The organism is Pseudomonas sp. Z003-0.4C(8344-21) (assembly GCF_900104975.1).
Classification (GTDB): Bacteria; Pseudomonadota; Gammaproteobacteria; order Pseudomonadales; family Pseudomonadaceae; genus Aquipseudomonas; species Aquipseudomonas granadensis.
In genome coordinates, this window is record NZ_LT629756.1 from 4,878,922 (window position 1) to 4,900,887 (window position 21,966).

Sequence of the window (21,966 nt, forward strand, 5' to 3'; positions counted from 1 at the left end):
TTATGGGCTAAAAAGTGCCCTTCGCGTTCACGCTGCCGCTGTCGGCTGTGGTTTTTTGGCTCTGAATATTCGAGCCGGCACCCGAACAACAATAGTCGCTCCTTACATTTTGGCTGGCCGGTGTTTCGTCACCGTTTGGGCCCTTGAGAAAAATATTCATGAAGAAGCTGTGTTTGCTGGGTCTGTTCGTCAGCCTGGCCAGTCACCAGGTACTGGCCGCCACGGTCCCGGTTCCCTTGGAAAACAAGGACGCGTTCATCAGCAACCTGATGGGCCAGATGACCCTCGATGAGAAGATCGGCCAGTTGCGCCTGATCAGCATCGGCCCGGAAATGCCTCGCGAGCTGATCCGCAAAGAGATCGCCGCCGGTAACATCGGCGGCACCTTCAATTCGATCACCCGCGCGGAAAACCGGCCGATGCAGGACGCCGCCATGCGCAGCCGCCTGAAGATTCCGATGTTTTTCGCGTACGACGTGATCCACGGTCACCGTACGATTTTCCCGATTCCGCTGGCCCTCGCCTCGAGCTGGGACATGGACGCCATCGGCCAGTCCGGCCGTGTTGCCGCAAAAGAAGCCGCCGCCGACAGCCTCGACATCACTTTCGCGCCGATGGTCGACATTTCCCGCGACCCACGCTGGGGCCGCAGCTCCGAAGGTTTCGGTGAAGACACCTACCTGACTTCGCGCATTGCCGGGGTCATGGTCCGCGCTTATCAGGGAGCAACCCCGAGCGCCGCCGACAGCATCATGGCCAGCGTCAAGCACTTCGCCCTGTACGGCGCGGTCGAGGGCGGTCGCGACTACAACACGGTCGACATGAGCCCGGTGAAGATGTACCAGGATTACCTGCCGCCGTACCGCGCCGCGATCGATGCCGGCGCCGGTGGGGTGATGGTCGCGTTGAACTCGATCAATGGTATTCCGGCCACGGCCAATACCTGGCTGATGAACGATCTGCTGCGCAGAGATTGGGGCTTCAAGGGCTTGGCAGTCAGTGACCACGGGGCGATTTTCGAGCTGATCAAACACGGCGTCGCTCGCGACGGTCGTGAAGCAGCGAAGCTGGCGATCAAGGCCGGCATCGACATGAGCATGAACGACACCCTGTACGGCAAGGAACTGCCGGGGCTGCTCAAATCCGGCGAAATCGAACAGAAAGACATCGACAACGCGGTGCGCGAAGTGCTCGCCGCCAAGTACGACATGGGTCTGTTCAAGGACCCATACCTGCGCATCGGCAAGGCCGAAGATGATCCGGCCGACACCTACGCCGAAAGCCGTCTGCACCGTGCGGAGGCCCGAGAGGTGGCGCGACGCAGCCTTGTACTGCTGAAGAACCAGAATGAAACCCTGCCGCTGAAGAAGAACGCGAAAGTCGCGCTGGTCGGCCCGCTGGCCAAAGCGCCAATCGACATGATGGGCAGTTGGGCCGCCGCCGGTCGCCCTGCGCAATCGGTGACGCTGTTCGACGGCATGAGCGCAGTGATCGGCGACAAATCGAAGCTGATCTACGCCCGTGGCGCCAATATCACTGGCGACAAGAAGGTCCTCGACTACCTGAACTTCCTCAACTTCGATGCGCCGGAAGTAGTCGATGATCCGCGCCCTGCCAGTGTGTTGATCGACGAAGCGGTCAAGGCCGCCAAGGATGCCGACGTGGTGGTTGCGGCAGTGGGCGAATCCCGTGGCATGTCCCACGAATCCTCGAGCCGCACCGACCTGAACATCCCGGAAACCCAGCGCGAGCTGATCCGCGCGCTGAAAGCCACGGGAAAACCGCTGGTGCTGGTGCTGATGAACGGCCGCCCGCTGACGATTCTCGAAGAGAACCAGTCGGCTGACGCGATTCTGGAAACCTGGTTCAGCGGCACCGAGGGGGGCAACGCGATTGCCGACGTGCTGTTCGGTGACTACAACCCGTCGGGCAAACTGCCGGTGACCTTCCCGCGCTCCGTCGGGCAGATTCCGACCTACTACAACCACCTGAGCATTGGCCGGCCGTTCACCCCGGGCAAACCGGGCAACTACACCTCGCAGTATTTCGATGACACCACCGGGCCGCTGTTCCCGTTCGGTTATGGCCTGAGCTATACCACCTTCGCCCTCAGCGACATGGCCTTGTCGTCGACCACGTTGAATGCCACCGGCAAGCTCGACGCCAGCGTGATGGTCAAGAACACTGGCAAGCGTGACGGCGAAACCGTGGTGCAGCTGTACATTCAGGACGTCACCGGCTCGATGATCCGCCCGGTGAAAGAACTGAAGAACTTCCAGAAAATCATGCTCAAGGCCGGCGAACAGAAAGTCGTGCACTTCACCATCACTGAGGATGACCTGAAGTTCTACAACGCCCAACTGAAATACGCGGCCGAGCCGGGCAAGTTCAATGTGCAGATCGGCCTGGATTCGCAGAGCGTGACGCAGCAGAGTTTCGAATTGCTGTAATTTTTCAGGTAACACATAAACCTGTGGGAGCTGGCTTGCCAGCGATGGCGGCCTGACAGTCAACTGATATGTTGAATGTGATGGCCTCATCGCTGGCAAGCCAGCTCCCACAGTGTTTTTGGGGTGTCCCGTTAACCGCGTCTATCGAGGATGTTGACCACCAACCGATCCACCCAGCCCCACACCCGCTGCTTGACCCGCCGCCACAACGGCCGGCGCTGCCACTCCTCCAGGCTGACCAACTGACTCAGCCCGAAGTCCCTGACAAAACTCGCCTCCACTGCCGCCGTCAACGACGGATCCAGTGCTTCCAGGTTCGCTTCCAGATTGAAGCGCAGGTTCCAGTGATCGAAGTTGCACGAACCGATGCTCACCCATTCGTCCACCAGCACCATTTTCAGGTGCAGGAAGCACGGCTGGTATTCGAAGATCTGCACCCCGGCCTTGAGCAGTCGCGGATAGTAACGGTGCCCGGCGTAGCGCACTGACGGGTGATCGGTGCGCGGCCCGGTCAGCAGCAAACGCACGTCGACACCGCGCGCCGCGGCCTTGCGCAGCGAGCGGCGGATTTTCCACGTCGGCAGGAAATACGGCGTGGCCATCCAGATGCGTTTCTGCCCGCTGTTCAGCGCGCGAAACAGTGATTGCAGAATGTCGCGATGCTGCCGCGCATCGGCATAAGCCACGCGGCCCATGCCCTCGCCCTTGTCCGGCACACGCGGCAAACGCGGCAAGCCGAAATGCGCGGCCGGGCGCCAGGCGCGGCGGTAGCGATTGGCGATCCACTGGCGATCGAACAGCAACTGCCAGTCGATCACCAGCGGACCGCTGATTTGCACCATCACTTCGTGCCACTCGCTGGTGTCCTCGCCCGGCGTCCAGAATTCATCAGTGACACCGGTGCCGCCAACCACCGCCAGACATTGATCGACCAGCAGCAGTTTGCGGTGATCACGATAGAAATTGCCGACCCATCGCCGCCAGCTCAAGCGATTATAGAAACGCAGTTCCACCCCGACAGCGGTCAGGCGCTGACGCAAGTGCAAGGTAAACGCGAGGCTGCCGTAATCATCGAACAGGCAGCGCACACGCACACCGCGCTCGGCCGCCGCCGCCAGCGCCTGGACGATGGTGTCGGCGCAGGCGCCGGCTTCGACCAGATACAGTTCCAGTTCGATCTGTTCTTTGGCGGCGGCGATGTGCTCGAGCATCCGCGGAAAGAATTGCGGGCCATCGATCAGCAGCTCGAAGCGGTTGCCGTCGCGCCAGGGAAACACTGCGCCGCGCATGTCAGCGCGCCGTGAAGATCAGCACCGCACCCACCGGTACCGACAGGCTGATAGCCGATAGATCGGCGAGCTTGCGCAGGCTTTCCAGCCCAGGCGCGAGGTCGAAATCTGCGGCGTTAATTACCAGCGGCTCCAGGGTCACCACTTGAAAACGCCGGTCATCGAGGCGTGTCGCCAGCAGCTCGGCGGGATATTCGTGTTGCTTGCCATGCAGGCTGACGGTCAGCGGCAGGCGCAATTCCAGCTGCGCGCCGGGGGCCAGATCGTTGATCGGGCGCAGGTCGATCTGCGTGGTGATCGTCGCTTCCGGGAACTGCTCGATCTGGAACAACTCCTTGCGCATCCGCTCATCGCGCAGCGGAATGCCGCTGTTGATCGACTCCAGCTCGACCTCGACTTCGGCCCGCCCATTGGGATCGACCTTGCCGTGCAGCACCAGAAAGCGCTGCACTTCGGAGACACTGGCGTTTTTCGTGCTGACGAACGACAGCCGCGACGACTCGCCGTCCAGATACCAATTGGCCTGGGCCGGCAATGCGGCGGCGGCCAGCAGCAGGCAGGAAAGGGTTGTGTACAGGGAGCGGTTGAACATTGAGCACTCGTGGGGGCGATAAACCTGAGCCGAACATTAACCGCCCGCCGAGTTATTGCAAACTGAAGATCACCACAGATGCCTGCACTGATGAGACCCTTGTGGGAGCTGGCTTGCCAGCGATAGCGTCGTCACAGGCAAAATTTTCGCTGGCTGATCCACTGCAATCGCTGGCAAGCCAGCTCCCACATGATCTCCATTCACAGGGAATTGGGTGTGGTCACGGAATGAGGCGGCAACCGTGGCGTTCGTTCTGCCACTGCGCGCTATTGCTGCGGCCGATGCCGCTGACCGTGACGGTTTTGCTGGCACTGTCATCGGTGAACTGGCTGATCGGCAGCCACTGCTTTACATAGCCACGGCAGTATTCGGCGTCGGTGTTCATCACATACCGGCACGAGCAATATTCCTTGGCGGTGTAGGCGCTGATGATGTCCGGAAAGGCCCACAGATTTTCACGCTCGTAAGCGATCCAGCCGAGCAGCAGGACCAGCAGCAACAGCAATAAGCGCTTCATGGCTGCACCGCCTTGAGTACGCGCGCGAGCAATTCGTTGTGGCGATAACTGCCATCGCGATCATCGGCGTAGCGCACAACCACCAGTTTTTGGCCGGGAATCACGTACAGCGCCTGGCCCCAATGGCCGAGCGCGGCGAAGGTGTCGGGTGGCGCGGCGGGCCATGGCGATGACGCGCCGTCCACCGCGCGATTGAGCCACCAATGACCGCCGGGCACGGCTTCGTCCTGACCCGCCTTGTAGCTGGCGAAGGGTTCCCGGTTGAACGCAACCCAATCCTGGGGCAGCAATTGCCGATCCTGCCAGCGCCCGTCGCGCGCCATCAGCAGCCCGACTCGCGCCAGATCCCGCGCGGTAAGGTAGGCGTAAGACGAGGCGACGAACGTGCCGCTGGCATCGATTTCCCAAACCGCGCGGCGAATCCCCAGTGGTTCGAACAATGCCGTCCACGGGTAATCGGCATAACGCTGCGGGCCGAGCATGCCTTTCAACGCAGCGGCGAGCAGGTTGCTGTCGCCGCTGGAATAACGAAACGCCCGACCCGGTTCAGCGTAGGTCGGATGATCAGCGGCGAACACGGCCATGTCGCGACGACCGCGGGTATAGAGCATCGCCACCACCGAGGATTTCAGCGGCGCGTATTCGTAGTCTTCCTGCCAGTCGATGCCCGAGGCCCAGTGCAGAAGGTCGGCGATTTTGATCCCCGGGTGGTTTGCCAGCGGCGGGTAATACTGCGCGGCCGGGTCTTCGAGCTTGAAGCGGTGTTCGCCATACGCCACGCCGAGCACGGTGGCCATCAGGCTTTTGCTGATCGACCAGGTCAGGTGCGCGGTTTGCGCGGTGGTCGGACCGGCGTAGCGTTCGTAGATGATCTGGCCGTCGCGGATGATCAACAAGGCGTCGGTGCGGATGCCTTGGCGGGTGCTGTCGTCGCGGGGCGGGAAGGCGTAGGTTTCCAGCGCCTCGACGGCTGGGCCGGTGATTTTCGGGCCGGTCGGCCATTGCTCGCCGGGCCACTGTTCGGCGTGCGCGGTGAGGCTGATGAGCAGCAGGAACAGGGACAGACCTTTGAACATGGTCGAGGCTCTGGGAAATGAACCTGCTGAGACTAGTCGGGGTTTATGACAGGGCGGTGGCGTTTCGTGAATTGCTATCGCGAGCAGGCTCACTCCTACAGTTTGATCGCATTCCAATTGAAGAATCACGGTCCCCTGCAGGAGTGAGCCTGCTCGCGATGAGGCCTTTTAATTCGCCGCCAAAGCCTTGGCCAACCGCTTGCCCCTCGCCCCCGCCGCCAATTGCATCACGGCCTTGTCCCGCTGCCACATCTGCGCCCACGCCACCGGGCCTGCGGCCAACGCTTGATCCACCTCCCCCGCCAGCGCCTCGAACTGCGCAAACAACCCACCCAGCAACACATGCCCGGCCAGATTATCCGGCGCTTGCCGGCTCGCTTCGGCACACCCGGCCAACAGCGCCAGCAAACGTAATTGCAGGGTCTGCGGCCAGTCACTGTCCTGGCCGACGCCGTAAAGCCACGCAGTCATCGCGCTCAGCACGTACACGTCTTCAAGGGTGCGAAAGGGTTTGACGTACGCATCCCAGCCATCGCCGGCGAGTAATTCGCACAACGCGCCATCCAGACGCAGACGACCGTGGCTGATGTCCGGCAGCAACGGCAGCGCCGGCAGTGTTTCCACGGTCACGCCGGGCTCACCGGGATAGACCACTGCCAACGTCAGTCGCGGTGTTTCGCCGTCTGATTCGCTGCGCGCGGCCACCAGCAGCCAGTCCGCCGCATCGCCTGCCGTGACGAAATCCTTGCGCCCGCTCAGGCGCAAGCCGTGCAGGCGCGTTTGCATATCCGCCGGGCGCAGGCTGCGCTGTTCGGTGGCGCACAACGCGCCGAGGCTCAATGGCGCGCTCGGCCAGAGCATGCGCAACGCCGCCTGATAGCCGACGAGAAAGGCCAGCCCCGGCGTGGCCATGCGCCGCCCGCCGGCGACTGCCAGTTCGAATGGCGAGACAGTGCCCAGCGTTTGCAACAGCGTCGCGAAACCCTCTGCGAGGTCGGCGCCGACGGGCAAGCGCTCACTACGTTGCAACAGATCTGACCAGGGCACGGGCGGCTCCTTCTGGGCTGTCATATAAGCATCACCGAACGTTCATGGCGATGACACCGGGGCTACATAGCCTGACTTTGCACAACACGGCTGCATAAAGAAAGTCGATCGGCTGCAACCCATGACGGGTTCAAGGCCCGTACGGAGATTCACATGACGCAAATCGCCCGCATCAGCGACACCGGCAATGAACGCCGCCTGCAAGCCGAACGCCTGATCGGCGCCGAAGCCTTGCAGCAAGCCCAGGCCCTGCGCTTCGCCGTTTTCAGCGGCGAGTTCAACGCCAAACTCAAAGGCGCGGAACTGGGTCTGGACATGGATGACTATGATGTTCACTGCAGCCACATCGGCGTGCGTGACCTGAACACCGGGCGCCTGGTGGCGACGACCCGTTTGCTCGATCACACCGCTGCCAGCAGCCTGGGCAAGTTTTACAGCGAAGAAGAATTCAGCCTGCATGGCCTTGCGCACCTGCAAGGCCCGATCCTGGAAATCGGCCGCACTTGCGTCGATCCGGCCTACCGCAACGGCGGGACCATCGCTGTGCTCTGGGGCGAACTGGCCGAAGTGCTGAATCAGGGCGGCTACAGCTACCTGATGGGTTGCGCGAGCATTCCGATGCAGGACGGCGGCATTCAGGCCCATGCGATCATGCAGCGCCTGCGCGAACGTTATCTGTGCACCGAACACTTGCGCGCCGAGCCGAAAAAACCGCTGCCAACGCTGGATATCCCTTCCAATGTGATCGCCGAAATGCCGCCGCTGCTCAAGGCCTACATGCGCCTGGGCGCGAAGATTTGCGGCGAGCCGTGCTGGGACGAAGATTTCCAGGTCGCCGACGTGTTCATCCTGCTCAAGCGCGACGAACTCTGCCCGCGCTACGCCAAACACTTCAAGGCGGCCGTGTGATGAGCCGGTTGCGGGTGTACGCGCGAATCGCGCGGGTGCTGCTGGTGGTCTCGCTGGGCCTGAGCATGGCCAGCGTGTTCGGGGTGTTCGAGCGCATTGGCCTGGCGCATTCGATGGAGCGGCGCCAGCGCTGGTCGCGCTTTTTCATGGCGCGCCTGAGCAACGCCCTGCCCTTTCGCGTGAGCGTACATGGCGAGCTGCCGAAACAGCCGATGCTGTGGGTCAGCAATCATGTGTCCTGGACCGACATCCCGCTGCTGGGCATGCTCACGCCGCTGTCGTTCCTGTCCAAGGCCGAAGTGCGCACCTGGCCGGTAGCCGGCTGGCTCGCGGCCAAGGCCGGCAGCCTGTTCATCCGCCGCGGCTCGGGCGACAGCCAGTTGATCCGCAAGCAGATGACCCGTCACTTGCAAAGCGAGCACGCCCTGCTGATGTTCCCCGAAGGCACCACCACTGACGGGCGTTCACTGCGCACGTTTCATGGCCGCTTGCTGGCGGCGGCGATTGATTCCGAAGTGATGCTGCAACCGGTGGCGATTCGTTATCTGCGCCATGGCGAAGTCGATACCTTGGCGCCGTTCATTGGCGACGACGATTTGCTCTCGCACCTGATGCGCCTGTTCAGCAATGACTGCGGCGATGTCGAAGTGCATTTGCTCCAACCGATTGCCTGTGAAGGCCGCGAGCGCGCGGCACTGGCGTTCGAAGCGCAGCAGGCGGTGCAGAAGGCGTTGTTTGGCTCGATTCCTGAGACCCGACAATCCCCAATGCGCCCGGCAATCGCTGCCTGAAACACATTTCCGCCATTCACCTTGCCCCCTGTGGGAGCGGGCTTGCCCGCGATAGCGGTGGGTCAATCAACATCAAAGTTGAATGTGCCGACGCTATCGCTGGCAAGCCAGCTCCCACAGGGATTCAGGTGGTATGTGTTTGCAGTGCAAAGTCCTGCAGTTGTGGGTAAAAGAGACTGAAGTCTTCACTCAACGGTTCATACAACCGCCGCAACTCCTCCATCGCCCCCGCCAGTTCCTCCGGCCGGGTCAGCCGCCGCGAAATTCCGCGCAGCACCTGCTCCAGTACTTCGAACTGCTGATACGACCCCAGCCAATCATTGGCAACCATGTGCGGCGCGATCTTTGCCAAACGCTCCGGCAATTGCTGCTCACTGGAAAGCACCCGGTAAACGCCAGCCGTAAACACCTCCAGCGGTTGCTCGGCATACAACGACCAGTCCCGCGCCAGGCAATGATCGAAAAACACATCAAGGACGATTCCGGCATAACGCCGGCGGGTTTCGGTGAAGCGGCCCAAGGCGATGTCCACCAGCGGATGGCGATCTGTGAATACGTCAATGCGGCGATGCAGTTGAATGGCTGCTTCGACCTCCGGCGCAAACTGCCCCTGCAACCGACCTTTGACGAAATCGCCGTAGAGGCTGCCGAGTAACTGGCCGGGGCGCTGACCGCCCAGATGCAAATGTGCGAGATAGTTCATGGGCGCAGCTTAGCACTGCGCCAGGCGAGCCGGCAGCTCTATATCGTTATAACCCGATATAGCGATTCATGCGCTGATCAGAACCAATTCATATTGGTATATCGCGATCCAACGATTTAAAGTTCGCCTCATTGCGATATATCGCCACTGCCAACACGAGCCCTGCCATGAACCTCGACCTCGACGAAATAATAAAAGCCCTGGCGCACCCAGTACGACGAGACATCCTCAACTGGCTGAAAGACCCCAAGAACGAATTCCCCGAGCAGTTGCACAACCACGAGTACGGCATCTGCGCCGGGCAGATCGATCAGCGTTGCGGCCTGTCGCAGTCGACGGTCTCTGCGCATCTGGCGACGTTGCAACGCGCCGGTCTGATCAGCAGCCAGAAGGCCGGTCAATGGCACTTTTTCAAACGTAACGAGGACGTGATCCAGGCGTTCCTCAGCACCCTCAGTAAAGAGCTCTGACCCTTGACGTCAGTCAGCCGCAAGGAAACCCGCATGCCCCTTTCGCTTCTCATCCTCGCCTTGAGCGCCTTCGCCATCGGCACCACTGAGTTCGTCATCATGGGCCTGTTGCCCGATGTCGCGGCCGATCTCGGTGTGTCGATTCCCGGCGCTGGCTGGCTGGTGACCGGTTACGCCCTCGGTGTGGCCATCGGCGCCCCCTTCATGGCGATGGCCACGGCGAAACTGCCACGCAAGGCGGCACTGGTCGCACTGATGGGCATCTTCATCGTCGGCAATCTGCTTTGCGCCATCGCCAGTGATTACAACGTGCTGATGTTCGCCCGCGTGATCACCGCGCTGTGCCACGGCGCGTTCTTCGGCATCGGCTCGGTGGTGGCGGCCAATCTGGTCGCGCCGAACAAACGTGCTTCCGCCGTAGCGCTGATGTTTACCGGCCTGACCCTGGCCAACGTGCTCGGCGTGCCGCTCGGTACGGCGCTGGGCCAGCACGCGGGCTGGCGCTCGACCTTCTGGGCGGTGACCGTGATCGGCGTGATTGCACTGATCGGTCTGATCCGCTTCCTGCCGGCCAAGCGTGACGAAGAAAAACTCGACATGCGCGCCGAACTCGCGGCTCTCAAAGGCGCCGGTATCTGGCTGTCGCTGAGCATGACCGCGCTGTTCGCCGCCTCGGTCTTCACCCTGTTCACCTACGTGGCGCCGCTGCTCGGCGAAGTCACCGGCGTCTCGCCCCGTGGCGTGACCTGGACGCTGATGCTGATCGGCCTCGGTCTGACCGTCGGCAACATCATCGGCGGCAAACTGGCCGACAAAGGCATGGCCGCCACGCTGATCGGCGTGTTCATCGCCATGGCCGTGATCTCCACGGTGCTGAGCTGGACCAGCGTGGCGCTGATCCCGAGCGAAATCACCCTGTTCCTCTGGGCCACCGCGTGTTTCGCCGCGGTGCCTGCGCTGCAGGTCAACGTGGTGACCTTCGGCAAGGCGGCACCGAACCTGGTGTCGACTCTGAACATCGGCGCGTTCAACGTCGGCAACGCCCTCGGCGCCTGGGTCGGTGGCACGGTGATCGCCCACGGTTACGGCCTGACCAGCGTACCGCTGGCCGCCGCCGCACTGGCGGTGCTGGCGCTGCTGGTGACCCTGATTACTTTCCGCCAGAACGGCAATGCCGAGCTGGCCGCTGCATCCAACTGATCAACTTCCTTAATTAAGAGAGGCTTGTAGACATGGCGACTATTTTCGACCCGATCAAACTCGGCGACGTCGAGCTGAGCAACCGCATCATCATGGCCCCGTTGACCCGCTGCCGCGCCGACGAAGGCCGCGTGCCGAATGCGCTGATGGCCGAGTACTACGTACAGCGCGCCTCGGCCGGCCTGATCCTCAGCGAAGCCACCTCGGTGACGCCGATGGGCGTCGGCTACCCGGACACCCCAGGCATCTGGTCCAACGACCAGGTACGTGGCTGGGCCAACGTGACCAAAGCCATTCACGGCGCCGGCGGCAAGATTTTCCTGCAACTGTGGCACGTCGGCCGTATCTCTCACCCTTCTTACCTCAACGGTGAAGCGCCGGTGGCGCCGAGCGCGATTCAACCAAAAGGCCACGTCAGCCTGGTGCGTCCATTGGCCGATTACCCGACGCCGCGTGCGCTGGAAACCGCCGAAATCGCCGACATCGTCGACGCCTACCGCACCGGTGCCGAGAACGCCAAAGCCGCCGGTTTCGACGGCGTGGAAATCCACGGTGCCAACGGCTACCTGCTCGACCAGTTCCTGCAGAGCAGCACCAACCAGCGCACCGACCAGTACGGTGGCTCGCTGGAAAACCGTGCACGTCTGCTGCTGGAAGTGACCGACGCCGCGATCGAAGTCTGGGGCGCCGGCCGTGTCGGTGTGCACCTGGCGCCGCGCGCTGACTCCCACGACATGGGCGACGACAACCTGGCAGAAACCTTCACCTACGTCGCGCGGGAACTGGGCAAGCGTGGCATCGCGTTCATCTGCTCGCGTGAAAAAGAAGGCGCCGACAGCCTTGGCCCTCGACTGAAAGAAGCGTTTGGCGGCCCGTACATCGCCAACGAGAAATTCACCAAGGACAGCGCCAACGAGTGGCTGGCGGCTGGCAAGGCGGATGCGGTGGCATTCGGCGTGCCGTTCATTGCCAACCCGGACCTGCCGGCGCGGTTGAAGGCTGATGCGCCGTTGAATGAGCCGCATCCTGAAACCTTCTATGGCAAGGGGCCGGTGGGCTATATCGATTATCCGACGTTGTAAGCGGTCGTGTAGAAATGAAGAAGCCCCCGACTTGTGAGAGTTGGGGGCTTTTTTGTGTTCGGCTGGAGAGTGATTGCGCAGCTGAGTGCGTAGCCCCTCACCCCAGCCCTCTCCCGGAGGGAGAGGGAGCCGATTTGTGGGGATTTCAAATGTTCAGTTCGACTGGATATCTCAGGTCGGCGCAATTCGAACATTCACCTCGGTCAGTTCCCTCTCCCTCCGGGAGAGGGCTAGGGTGAGGGCAAACGGGCAACCAAATTTCACAAGAGCGACACAATTTCCCTACAAAATGCGCAGCTTGCTACGTATAAACTCCCCCCGCTGCCAACCTGTATAAAGGCCGGCCAATTGACATAAGCTGTGTCAATTACGCATTTTGTTTCATTTGCGCAGGCTGGGGCTCAGGCGCAGCATGTCCAGCCCGGTGTCGACCCAACGCTCGGCCTCGGCGTGCAGTTCGAAGCTGTCCGGCGCAAGCAGCCAGCCGTACAGCAAGCCGTCGATATAGGCGTGAATGCTGACAGCCGCACGGGCGGTATCGAGATCTTCCGGCAACTGGCCGCGATTCACCGCATTACGCAGGGTCAGGCCGATGCGCACGTTGCATTCGAGACTGGCCGTCCGGCGCTGCTGGCGCAGATCGCACATTTCATCGGTGAATTCGCACTTATGAAACAGAACTTCGTTGATGCGCCGGGTTTTCGGGTCCAGCGCAACTTGATGAAACAAATGAATCAGCAACTGTCGCATGCAGCCCAGTGGGTCCGGTTCGTCCTCGCTTTCGCTGGCCTTGGCCAGTTCTTCCAGCGGCTCGTGCAGGCTGTCGAGCATGGCCTGGACCAGATCGGCCTTGTTGCTGAAATGCCAGTAGATGGCACCGCGCGTCACGCCGGCCAGGGTCGCGATGTCCGCCAGGGTCGTGCGGGCAACCCCCCTTTCATAGAAGGCTTTCTCGGCCGCTTCCAGAATCTGGCTGCGGGTTTCCTGAGCTTCTTCTTTGGTACGACGGACCATGGCAGTAAAACCTCAAACAGGATGTTTCAGGGATGGCTGAATATCCGCTGAATAAAGAGGGGGCGATCTCTCGTGAATCGTCTCCCCAGCCTACAATTTCGAACCTTGCGACGACTTTTGTAACAGGGTGGGTACGCGCCGAAGGTATTTACAAACAACCATGAACGTAAGTATATTCCTTAGCAAGCTACTTATCCACCCGGTACGCATTTTTTACCCTTTCACACTTCTTGTGCGCTTTGTGCGCGCCTGACCCGAGGATCTTCATGCAATTCAAGCCAGCTGTTACCGCTCTGGTCACTGCCGTCGCCCTGGCATCGCTGCTCAGCGGATGTAAAAAGGAAGAAGCGGCTCCGGCCGCTCCGCCCCCTCAGGTCGGCGTCGTCACCCTGCAACCCCAGGCCTTTACCCTGACTTCCGAACTGCCGGGCCGCACCAGTGCGTTCCGCATCGCCGAAGTGCGTCCACAGGTCAACGGCATCATTCTCAAGCGCCTGTTCAAGGAAGGTGCCGACGTCAAAGCCGGCCAGCAGCTGTACCAGATCGATCCGTCGGTCTATGAAGCGACCCTGAAAAGCGCCGAAGCCAACCTGCGTTCGACCAAGTCGATCTCCGACCGCTACAAGCAACTGGTCGATGAACAGGCCGTCAGCCGTCAGGAATACGACACCGCTGTGGCCAACCGCATGGAATCGGAAGCATCGTTGCAGACGGCGCAGATCAATGTGCGCTACACCAAGGTTTACGCGCCGATCTCCGGTCGGATCGGTCGTTCCGCGGTCACCGAAGGTGCGCTGGTCAGCAATGGCCAGGCCGATGCGATGGCGACGATCCAGCAACTGGACCCGATCTACGTCGACGTGACCCAGTCGTCGGTCGAACTGCTGCAACTGCGCCGCGAGCTGGAAAGCGGTCGTCTGCAGAAGTCCGGCGACAACGCCGCTGCTGTGAAGCTGACCCTCGAGGACGGCACCCAGTACAAGCTGGACGGCAAGCTGGAGTTCTCCGAAGTGACGGTCGACCCGACCACCGGCTCGGTGACCCTGCGCGCCGTGTTCCCGAACCCGGATCACACCCTGTTGCCTGGCATGTTCGTACGCGCCCAGTTGCAGGCCGGTGTCAACGCCGCGGCCATTCTGGCGCCGCAGCAAGGCGTGACCCGCGACCTCAAAGGCACGCCGACCGCACTGGTCGTCGGCCCGGACAACAAGGTCGAACTGCGTCAGCTCAAGGCCAGCCGCACCGTCGGCAGCCAGTGGCTGATCGAAGACGGCCTGAAGGCTGGCGATCGTCTGATCACCGAGGGTCTGCAGTACGTTAAACCAGGTGTGGAGGTCAAACCGACCGAAGCGACCAACGTCGGCACCAAGAACCCGGCCCCCGCACAGGCAGCTGACAAAGCCGCCGGCGGCAAAGGGGAGTAATCCATGTCAAAATTCTTTATCGACCGTCCGATTTTCGCCTGGGTAATTGCCTTGGTGATCATGCTGGTCGGGGCACTTTCGATCCTGAAATTGCCGATCAACCAATACCCGAGCATTGCGCCACCGGCCATTGCGATCTCCGTGACCTACCCGGGCGCTTCGGCGCAAACCGTGCAGGACACCGTGGTCCAGGTGATCGAGCAGCAGCTCAACGGTATCGACAACCTGCGTTATGTGTCCTCGGAAAGTAACTCCGACGGCAGCATGACCATCACCGCGACCTTCGAGCAAGGCACCAACTCCGACACCGCGCAGGTGCAGGTCCAGAACAAGCTGAACCTGGCCACCCCGCTGTTGCCGCAGGAAGTGCAGCAACAAGGTATCCGCGTCACCAAGGCAGTGAAAAACTTCTTGCTGGTGATCGGTGTGGTCTCGCGTGACGGCAGCATGACCAAGGACGACTTGTCCAACTACATCGTGTCGAACATGCAAGACCCGATCTCGCGGACCGCCGGTGTCGGTGACTTCCAGGTCTTCGGTGCCCAGTACGCGATGCGCATCTGGCTCGACCCGGCCAAGCTGAACAAGTACAACCTGACCCCGGGCGATGTCAGCACGGCGATCTCGGCGCAGAACGTCCAGGTGTCGTCCGGTCAGCTCGGCGGTTTGCCGGCGCTGCCTGGCCAGCAACTGAACGCAACGATCATCGGCAAGACCCGCCTGCAGACTGCCGAGCAGTTCAAGGCGATACTGCTGAAGGTCAACCAGGACGGCTCGCAAGTGCGTGTCGGCGACGTCGCTGACGTCGGTCTGGGCGGTGAAAACTCCAGCATTTCTGCGCAGTTCAACGGCAGTCCGGCTTCTGGTCTGGCGGTAAAACTGGCCAACGGTGCCAACGCCCTCGACACCGCCAAGGCGCTGCGCAAGACGATTGACGACCTCAAGCCGTTCTTCCCGCAAGGCATGGAAGTGGTATTCCCGTACGACACCACGCCAGTGGTGACCGAGTCGATCAAAGGTGTGGTTGAAACCCTGGTCGAAGCGATCGTGCTGGTGTTTTTGGTGATGTTCCTGTTCCTGCAGAACTTCCGCGCCACCGTCATCACCACGATGACCGTGCCGGTGGTATTGCTGGGTACGTTCGGCATCCTCGCGGCGTTCGGTTTCAGCATCAACACCCTGACCATGTTCGGTATGGTGCTGGCGATCGGCTTGCTGGTGGACGACGCCATCGTCGTGGTGGAAAACGTCGAGCGGGTGATGAGCGAAGAAGGCTTGTCACCGAAGGAAGCGACCAAGAAATCCATGGGCCAGATTCAGGGCGCCCTGGTCGGTATCGCGCTGGTACTGTCGGCGGTACTGCTGCCGATGGCGTTCTTCAGCGGCTCTACCGGTGTGATCTACAAGCAATTCTCGATCACCATCGTCTCGGCCATGGCCCTGTCGGTGCTGGTGGCGTTGATCTTCACCCCGGCCCTGTGCGCGACCATGCTCAAGGCGATTCCAAAAGGCGAGCACGGCACGCCGAAGAAAGGCTTCTTTGGCTGGTTCAACCGCACGTTCGACAGTGGTGTCAGAAGCTACGAGCGCGGTGTCGGCAACATGCTCCAGCGCAAGATCCCGTATCTGCTGGCCTACCTGCTGATCGTCGTCGGCATGATCTGGCTGTTCACACGCATTCCGACCGCGTTCCTGCCGGAAGAAGACCAGGGCGTACTGTTCGCCCAGGTCCAGACCCCGGCCGGTTCGAGCGCCGAGCGTACTCAGGTGGTGATCGATGAAATGCGCAGCTACCTGCTGGATAAAGAAGCAGGCGCAGTGTCCTCGGTGTTCACCGTAAACGGCTTCAACTTCGCCGGTCGCGGTCAGAGTTCTGGCCTGGCGTTCATCATGCTCAAGCCGTGGGATGAGCGTAACGCGGACAACAGCGTGTTTGCCCTGGCCCAACGTGCCCAGCAACACTTCTTCACTTTCCGCGATGCCATGGTGTTCGCTTTCGCCCCGCCTGCGGTATTGGAGTTGGGTAACGCCACCGGTTTCGACGTGTTCCTGCAAGACCGCGCCGGTATCGGTCACGACAAGCTGATGGAAGCGCGTAACCAGTTCCTCGGTATGGCGGCGCAAAGCAAGGTGCTTTACCAGGTGCGTCCGAACGGCTTGAACGACGAGCCGCAATACCACCTGGAAATCGACGACGAGAAAGCCCAGGCCCTTGGCTTGAGCCTCACCGACATCAACAGCACCCTGTCGATCTCCTTCGGTAGTAGCTACGTCAACGACTTCATCGACCGTGGTCGTGTGAAGAAGGTTTACGTACAAGGTCAGGCCGGTGCTCGCATGAGCCCTGAAGACCTGAAGAAATGGTACGTGCGCAACAGCGCAGGGACCATGGTGCCGTTCTCCGCATTCGCCAAGGGCGAGTGGATTTACGGTTCGCCGAAACTGGCGCGTTACAACGGTGTGGAAGCGATGGAGATCCTCGGTTCTCCGGCGCCGGGTTACTCCACCGGTGAAGCGATGGCCGAAGTCGAAGCGATCGCCAAGAAGCTGCCGGCCGGTGTCGGTATCTCCTGGACGGGTCTGTCCTACGAGGAACGTCTGTCGGGCTCGCAGGCGCCAGCGCTGTACGCCCTGTCGCTGCTGATGGTGTTCCTGTGTCTGGCGGCGTTGTACGAGAGCTGGTCGATTCCGATCGCCGTTATGCTCGTGGTACCGCTGGGGATCATCGGTGCGCTGCTGGCCACCAGCCTGCGCGGTTTGTCCAACGACGTGTACTTCCAGGTAGGCCTGTTGACGACCATCGGTCTGGCGGCTAAAAACGCCATTCTGATCGTCGAGTTCGCCAAGGAACTGCATGAGCAAGGGCGCAGCCTGCGTGACGCGGCGATCGAAGCCTGCCGCATGCGTCTGCGACCGATCATCATGACCTCGCTGGCCTTCGTCCTCGGTGTTGTACCGTTGGCGATCTCCACGGGCGCAGGCTCGGGTAGTCAGCATGCGATCGGTACGGGCGTGATTGGCGGTATGCTCACGGCCACGATCCTGGCGATCTTCTGGGTCCCACTGTTCTTCGTTACGGTTTCGTCCATGGGCCAGCGCAAAAACGCTGACACGGATGAAACGCCTGAAACTCCTAAAGAGGCTGGCCAATGAGCAAGTCGCTACTCTCCATCGCAGTCGCCGCCTTCGTGCTGAGCGGTTGCTCGCTGATACCTGACTATCAGCAGCCTGAGGCTCCGGTCGCAGGCCAGTACCCGCAGGGGCCGGCGTATTCGCCGGCCCAGGCACCGGCGCAGACCGCTGCCGAGCAGGGCTGGAAGCAGTTTTTCCATGACCCGGCGCTGCAACAGCTGATCCAGGTAGCTCTGGAAAACAACCGCGACCTGCGTGTCGCGGCGCTGAACATCGACGCGTACGCGGCTCAATACCGCATCCAGCGCGCCGATCTGTTCCCGGCGGTGTCGGCCAATGGTGCCGGCAGTCGCCAGCGTCTGCCGGCCCGTGCCTCGCAGACCGGTGAAGCCGGTATCACCAGCTCGTACTCGGCCACGGTCGGCATCAGCGCCTACGAACTCGACCTGTTCGGTCGGGTGCGCAGCCTGAGCGAGCAAGCGCTGCAACAATACTTCGCCACCGAAGAAGCACGGCGCAGCACGCAGATCAGTCTGGTCGCCAACGTCGCCAATGCCTACCTGACCTGGCAAGCGGACAAGGAACTGCTCAAGCTGACCCAGGACACCCTCGGTGCCTTCGAAGAAAGCTACAAGCTGACCAGCCGCAGCAACGAGGTCGGTGTAGCCTCGGCGCTGGATCTGGCGCAGTCACGCACTTCCGTGGAAAACGCCCGGGCACAACTGGCGCGTTATACCCGCCAGGTCGCGCAGGATGAAAACAGCCTGACCCTGCTGCTTGGCACCGGTATTCCGGCCAATCTGCAGACGGCCAAGCCGCTGTCCGATGACCTGCTCAGCGATGTGCCGGCCGGTCTGCCGTCGGATCTGCTGCAGCGGCGTCCGGACATTCTTCAGGCCGAATACAACCTGAAGGCCGCCAACGCCAACATCGGCGCGGCGCGTGCAGCGTTCTTCCCGAGCATCAGCCTGACCGCCAACGCAGGCAGCCTGAGCCCGGACCTGTCCGGCCTGTTCAAGGGCGGTTCGGGAACGTGGCTGTTCCAGCCGCAGATCAACCTGCCGATCTTCAACGCTGGCAGCCTGCGCGCCAGCCTCGACTACGCCAAGATCCAGAAGGACATTGGCGTGGCGAACTACGAGAAGTCCATTCAAACGGCCTTCCAGGAAGTCGCCGACGGCCTCGCCGCCCGCCAGACCTACACCGAGCAGTTGCAAGCGCAGCGTGACTTCGTGCAGGCCAACCAGGATTACTACCGCCTGGCCGAACGTCGCTACCGCATCGGGGTCGACAGCAACCTGACCTTCCTCGACGCCCAGCGTCAGTTGTTCAGCGCGCAACAGGCGCTGATCACCGACCGCCTTGCGCAGCTGACCAGTGCGGTCAACCTGTACAAGGCCCTGGGTGGCGGCTGGAATGCGCAGACCGCGCAGAACGAACCGCTGAAAGAAGAAGCACCGAAGATGAAGCTGTTCTGATCATCATCCGCTGAACACAAGGAGCCCACCGGTTGGTGGGCTTTTTGTTGCCTGCAGAGAAGTTGATGTTGTCTGGGCTGACGTTATCGCGAGCAGGCTCACTCCTACATTTGAAATGCGTTCCCCCTGTAGGAGTGAGCCTGCTCGCGATGAGGCCCTGATATACGCTACAAATTCTGGCTGAATCTTGCGTTCGATAATCGCCCAAAACCCGCTTTAACCAATTGAATCCAGCCCCACGCCCCCCGCACCATTCACTCAACAAAACCAATAACATCAGGTCCGACACCATGCTCCCGCGCCCTGCCCCGCCCGGCTGATCAATCCGTTTCATCCTCCAATGTGTTTCCCGTCTGCGCCTTGAAAAACCGGCGCCAGCGCCCTCGTTCGCCCCAAAAAAACAAGAGAGACCCACGCCCATGAAAGCTTCCTCTGCGCCCTGCGCACTTCCTGGTCTGATCGCTTTGGCCCTGGCCGGCGCGGCCCTGCCCGCCGCAGCCGAAGAAGCCGGTTTCGTCGAAGGCGCCAAGGTCAACCTGAACCTGCGCAATTTCTACATCAACCGCAACTTCACCAACCCGACCAAGGCCCAGGGCAAGGCTGAAGAGTGGACGCAAAGTTTCATCCTCGACGCCAAATCCGGTTTCACCCAAGGCACCGTCGGCTTCGGCATGGATGTGCTGGGTCTGTACTCGGTCAAGCTCGATGGCGGTAAAGGCACTGGCGGCACGCAACTGTTGCCGCTGGATCGCGACGGTCGCCCGGCCGATAATTTCGGCCGCACCAACGTCGCTTTCAAAGCGAAGTTTTCACAGACTGAAGTGAAGGTCGGCGAGTGGATGCCGGTGCTGCCGATCCTGCGTTCGGACGACGGCCGTTCGCTGCCACAGACCTTTCGCGGCGGTCAGATCACCTCAAAGGAAATCGACGGCCTGACTCTGTATGGCGGCCAGTTCCGCGCCAACAGCCCACGTGATGACAGCAGCATGAGCGACCTGTCGATGACCGGCAAAGCCGCGTTCACTTCCGACCGGTTCAACTTCCAGGGCGGCGAATACCTGTTCAACGACAAGCGCACGCAGATCGGCTTGTGGAACGCCCAGCTCAAGGACATCTACAGCCAGCAGTACCTCAATGTGCTGCACAGCCAGCCGCTCGGCGACTGGACGCTTGGCGCCAACCTCGGCTTCTTTTATGGCAAGGAGGACGGCAGCGCTCGCGCCGGTGATCTGGATAACAAAACCTGGTACGGGATGTTCTCGGCCAAATACGGCGGCAGCACCTTCTACGTCGGCCTGCAGAAACTCACCGGCGACAGCGCGTGGATGCGGGTCAACGGCACCAGCGGCGGGACGCTGGCCAACGACAGCTACAACGCCAGTTACGACAATGCCCAGGAACGCTCCTGGCAGTTGCGTCACGACTACAACTTCGCCGCCGCCGGCATCCCCGGCCTGACCCTGATGAACCGCTACATCAGCGGCGACAACGTGCACACCGGCACCATCACCGACGGCAAGGAATGGGGCCGCGAATCGGAACTGGGCTACACCGTGCAGAGCGGCACACTCAAGGATTTGAACGTCAGATGGCGCAACTCGACCATGCGCCGGGATTTCAGCAACAACGAGTTCGATGAGAACCGCTTGATCGTCAGCTACCCGATCAGCCTGCTGTAAACACGATCCAATTGTAGGAGTGAGCCTGCTCGCGATGGCGTCAGGCCAGTCGAATGAGCTTTGACTGACACACCGCTTCACGAGCAGGCTCACTCCTACAAGGGTTTTGCGTTGTACCCATAGCCTGCGGCCAACACTCAACCCTTTGGGAGCCAGCCTGCTGGCGATGGCGTCAGGCCAGTCGAATGAGCTTTGACTGACACACCGCTTCGCGAGCAGGCTCACTCCTACAAGGGTTTTGCGTTGTACTCATAGCCTGCAGCCAACATTCAACCCTGTGGGAGCCGGCTTGCCAGCGATGGCGTCAGGTCAGTCGAACCAGCTTTGACTGACACACCGCTTCGCGAGCAGGCTCACTCCTACAAGGGTTTGGCGTTGTACCCATAGCCTGCGGCCAACATTCAACCCTGTGGGAGCCAGCCTGCTGGCGATGGCGTCAGGTCAGTCGAATCAGCTTTGACTGACACACCGCTTCACGAGCAGGCTCACTCCTACAAGGGTTTTGCGTTGTACCCATAGCCTGCGGCCAACATTCAACCCTGTGGGAGCCAGCCTGCTGGCGATGGCGTCAGGTCAGTCCAATTTCGTCACTGATGCACCGCTATCGCTGGCAAGCCAGCTCCCACAGGGATGTTCATTGAACAGAAAATCTTGCGCACAACATAAAACCTGTGGGAGCTGGCTTGCCAGCGATGGCGGCAGCTCAGACGTCATTACTCCCGGGATTCAACCCCAAGTTCATCCCACACCGATTCGGCCAGATGAAACGTCGCATTCGCTGCCGGTATTCCGCAGTAAATCGCGCTCTGCATGATCACTTCCTTGATCTCGCCGCGGCTCACGCCGTTATTGGCGGCGGCGCGCAGGTGCAGTTTCAGTTCGCCTTCGCGGTTCATGCCGATGAGCATGGCGATGGTGATCAGGCTGCGGGTGTGGCGTGGCAAGCCCGGGCGTGTCCAGATATCGCCCCAGGCGTGGCGGGTGATCATCTCCTGGAATTCGGCGTTGAACTCGGTCAGCGTGGTCAGGCTGCGGTCGACATGGGCATCGCCCAACACCGCGCGGCGGACCTGCATGCCTTCGTCGTAACGTTGTTTCTCGTCCACGAAAAAT

Annotated in this window: 18 protein-coding genes; 10 read left to right on the forward strand and 8 right to left on the reverse strand. The window is 61.2% G+C overall.

All coding sequences use genetic code 11. The features are described from left to right. The first annotated feature begins 158 nt into the window (after positions 1 to 158). Positions 159 to 2,450 carry a beta-glucosidase BglX gene (gene bglX / locus BLU24_RS22055; RefSeq protein WP_093103895.1) on the forward strand — a complete coding sequence of 764 codons (2,292 nt, stop codon included), beginning with the start codon at positions 159 to 161 and terminating at the stop codon, positions 2,448 to 2,450. 131 nt (positions 2,451 to 2,581) lie between these two features. Here the strand turns inward: bglX and BLU24_RS22060 are convergent, their stop codons facing one another. The 5 genes from BLU24_RS22060 to BLU24_RS22080 form a co-directional block, all read right to left on the reverse strand. Then, a complete protein-coding gene (locus tag BLU24_RS22060) occupies positions 2,582 to 3,739 on the reverse strand; it encodes a phospholipase D-like domain-containing protein (RefSeq protein ID WP_093103897.1) in 1,158 nt (385 codons plus the stop codon). Position 3,740: 1 nt separating this feature from the next. Then, positions 3,741 to 4,331, reverse strand: a complete 591-nt coding sequence (locus BLU24_RS22065) for a YceI family protein (RefSeq protein WP_093103899.1) — start codon at positions 4,329 to 4,331, stop codon at positions 3,741 to 3,743. Between the two features lie 220 nt (positions 4,332 to 4,551). Beyond that, positions 4,552 to 4,848, reverse strand: a complete 297-nt coding sequence (locus tag BLU24_RS22070; protein WP_093103902.1) for an amidase — start codon at positions 4,846 to 4,848, stop codon at positions 4,552 to 4,554. Continuing rightward, a complete protein-coding gene (locus tag BLU24_RS22075; RefSeq protein ID WP_093103905.1) occupies positions 4,845 to 5,924 on the reverse strand; it encodes a serine hydrolase domain-containing protein in 1,080 nt (359 codons plus the stop codon). The genes BLU24_RS22070 and BLU24_RS22075 overlap by 4 nt, the downstream gene beginning before the upstream one ends. Positions 5,925 to 6,092: 168 nt before the next feature. After that, the gene (locus BLU24_RS22080; RefSeq protein WP_093103908.1) at positions 6,093 to 6,971 is read right to left on the reverse strand and encodes an acyl-CoA dehydrogenase family protein; all 879 of its coding nucleotides are present in this window, start codon (positions 6,969 to 6,971) and stop codon (positions 6,093 to 6,095) included. Positions 6,972 to 7,124: 153 nt separating this feature from the next. On the opposite strand from BLU24_RS22080, the gene olsB reads away from it, so the two are divergent. Continuing rightward, positions 7,125 to 7,880, forward strand: coding sequence for an L-ornithine N(alpha)-acyltransferase (gene olsB, locus BLU24_RS22085; protein WP_071174633.1), 756 nt, complete (start codon positions 7,125 to 7,127; stop codon positions 7,878 to 7,880). Continuing rightward, entirely contained in the window at positions 7,880 to 8,671 is a 792-nt protein-coding gene (locus BLU24_RS22090) for a lysophospholipid acyltransferase family protein (protein WP_093103911.1), read from the forward strand. Before olsB ends, BLU24_RS22090 begins: the two co-directional genes overlap by 1 nt. A 124-nt stretch (positions 8,672 to 8,795) precedes the next feature. On the opposite strand, the gene BLU24_RS22095 is transcribed toward BLU24_RS22090, so the two are convergent. Next, complete coding sequence (locus tag BLU24_RS22095; RefSeq protein ID WP_093103914.1) at positions 8,796 to 9,374, reverse strand: acyl carrier protein phosphodiesterase; 579 nt, start codon at positions 9,372 to 9,374, stop codon at positions 8,796 to 8,798. Between the two features lie 167 nt (positions 9,375 to 9,541). Between BLU24_RS22095 and BLU24_RS22100 the strand changes: the two genes are divergently transcribed. Genes BLU24_RS22100 through BLU24_RS22110 form a run of 3 tightly spaced genes read left to right on the forward strand, consistent with a single transcriptional unit; the run spans position 9,542 to position 12,126 of the window. Then, positions 9,542 to 9,844 carry an ArsR/SmtB family transcription factor gene (locus BLU24_RS22100; protein WP_007917068.1) on the forward strand — a complete coding sequence of 101 codons (303 nt, stop codon included), beginning with the start codon at positions 9,542 to 9,544 and terminating at the stop codon, positions 9,842 to 9,844. A 33-nt stretch (positions 9,845 to 9,877) separates the two neighbouring features. Then, a complete protein-coding gene (locus tag BLU24_RS22105) occupies positions 9,878 to 11,044 on the forward strand; it encodes an MFS transporter (protein ID WP_093103917.1) in 1,167 nt (388 codons plus the stop codon). A 32-nt stretch (positions 11,045 to 11,076) separates the two neighbouring features. Next, positions 11,077 to 12,126, forward strand: coding sequence for an alkene reductase (locus tag BLU24_RS22110; RefSeq protein WP_093103920.1), 1,050 nt, complete (start codon positions 11,077 to 11,079; stop codon positions 12,124 to 12,126). A gap of 381 nt (positions 12,127 to 12,507) precedes the next feature. Here BLU24_RS22110 and emhR read toward each other — a convergent pair whose 3' ends face one another. After that, complete coding sequence (emhR, locus tag BLU24_RS22115) at positions 12,508 to 13,140, reverse strand: efflux system transcriptional repressor EmhR (protein ID WP_090282156.1); 633 nt, start codon at positions 13,138 to 13,140, stop codon at positions 12,508 to 12,510. A gap of 266 nt (positions 13,141 to 13,406) precedes the next feature. Between emhR and emhA the strand changes: the two genes are divergently transcribed. The 4 genes from emhA to BLU24_RS22135 all read left to right on the forward strand — a co-directional run bounded on the left by emhA (position 13,407) and on the right by BLU24_RS22135 (position 20,853). Beyond that, a complete protein-coding gene (emhA, locus tag BLU24_RS22120; RefSeq protein ID WP_090282155.1) occupies positions 13,407 to 14,564 on the forward strand; it encodes an efflux RND transporter periplasmic adaptor subunit EmhA in 1,158 nt (385 codons plus the stop codon). A gap of 3 nt (positions 14,565 to 14,567) precedes the next feature. Beyond that, the gene (gene emhB / locus BLU24_RS22125) at positions 14,568 to 17,717 is read left to right on the forward strand and encodes an efflux RND transporter permease subunit EmhB (RefSeq protein WP_093103923.1); all 3,150 of its coding nucleotides are present in this window, start codon (positions 14,568 to 14,570) and stop codon (positions 17,715 to 17,717) included. After that, a complete protein-coding gene (emhC, locus tag BLU24_RS22130) occupies positions 17,714 to 19,174 on the forward strand; it encodes an efflux RND transporter outer membrane subunit EmhC (RefSeq protein WP_093103926.1) in 1,461 nt (486 codons plus the stop codon). Before emhB ends, emhC begins: the two co-directional genes overlap by 4 nt. A gap of 419 nt (positions 19,175 to 19,593) precedes the next feature. Beyond that, on the forward strand, positions 19,594 to 20,853 hold the full coding sequence (locus BLU24_RS22135; protein ID WP_093103929.1) for an OprD family porin: 1,260 nt from the start codon (positions 19,594 to 19,596) through the stop codon (positions 20,851 to 20,853). A 713-nt stretch (positions 20,854 to 21,566) separates the two neighbouring features. Here the strand turns inward: BLU24_RS22135 and pcaC are convergent. Next, positions 21,567 to 21,959 (reverse strand): 4-carboxymuconolactone decarboxylase, encoded by a 393-nt coding sequence (pcaC, locus tag BLU24_RS22140; RefSeq protein ID WP_093103932.1) that lies wholly within the window; start codon positions 21,957 to 21,959, stop codon positions 21,567 to 21,569. Between the last annotated feature and the right edge of the window lie 7 nt (positions 21,960 to 21,966).

Coding starts and splice junctions, on each gene's coding strand:
- BLU24_RS22090 (WP_093103911.1), top strand. CDS start 7,880: ATGAGCCGGTTGCGGGTGTACGCGCGAATCGCGCGGGTGCTGCTGGTG.
- BLU24_RS22100 (WP_007917068.1), top strand. CDS start 9,542: ATGAACCTCGACCTCGACGAAATAATAAAAGCCCTGGCGCACCCAGTA.
- BLU24_RS22095 (WP_093103914.1), bottom strand. CDS start 9,374: ATGAACTATCTCGCACATTTGCATCTGGGCGGTCAGCGCCCCGGCCAG.
- BLU24_RS22075 (WP_093103905.1), bottom strand. CDS start 5,924: ATGTTCAAAGGTCTGTCCCTGTTCCTGCTGCTCATCAGCCTCACCGCG.
- bglX (WP_093103895.1), top strand. CDS start 159: ATGAAGAAGCTGTGTTTGCTGGGTCTGTTCGTCAGCCTGGCCAGTCAC.
- emhB (WP_093103923.1), top strand. CDS start 14,568: ATGTCAAAATTCTTTATCGACCGTCCGATTTTCGCCTGGGTAATTGCC.
- olsB (WP_071174633.1), top strand. CDS start 7,125: ATGACGCAAATCGCCCGCATCAGCGACACCGGCAATGAACGCCGCCTG.
- BLU24_RS22135 (WP_093103929.1), top strand. CDS start 19,594: ATGAAAGCTTCCTCTGCGCCCTGCGCACTTCCTGGTCTGATCGCTTTG.
- BLU24_RS22110 (WP_093103920.1), top strand. CDS start 11,077: ATGGCGACTATTTTCGACCCGATCAAACTCGGCGACGTCGAGCTGAGC.
- emhA (WP_090282155.1), top strand. CDS start 13,407: ATGCAATTCAAGCCAGCTGTTACCGCTCTGGTCACTGCCGTCGCCCTG.
- BLU24_RS22060 (WP_093103897.1), bottom strand. CDS start 3,739: ATGCGCGGCGCAGTGTTTCCCTGGCGCGACGGCAACCGCTTCGAGCTG.
- emhR (WP_090282156.1), bottom strand. CDS start 13,140: ATGGTCCGTCGTACCAAAGAAGAAGCTCAGGAAACCCGCAGCCAGATT.
- BLU24_RS22105 (WP_093103917.1), top strand. CDS start 9,878: ATGCCCCTTTCGCTTCTCATCCTCGCCTTGAGCGCCTTCGCCATCGGC.
- BLU24_RS22070 (WP_093103902.1), bottom strand. CDS start 4,848: ATGAAGCGCTTATTGCTGTTGCTGCTGGTCCTGCTGCTCGGCTGGATC.
- BLU24_RS22065 (WP_093103899.1), bottom strand. CDS start 4,331: ATGTTCAACCGCTCCCTGTACACAACCCTTTCCTGCCTGCTGCTGGCC.
- emhC (WP_093103926.1), top strand. CDS start 17,714: ATGAGCAAGTCGCTACTCTCCATCGCAGTCGCCGCCTTCGTGCTGAGC.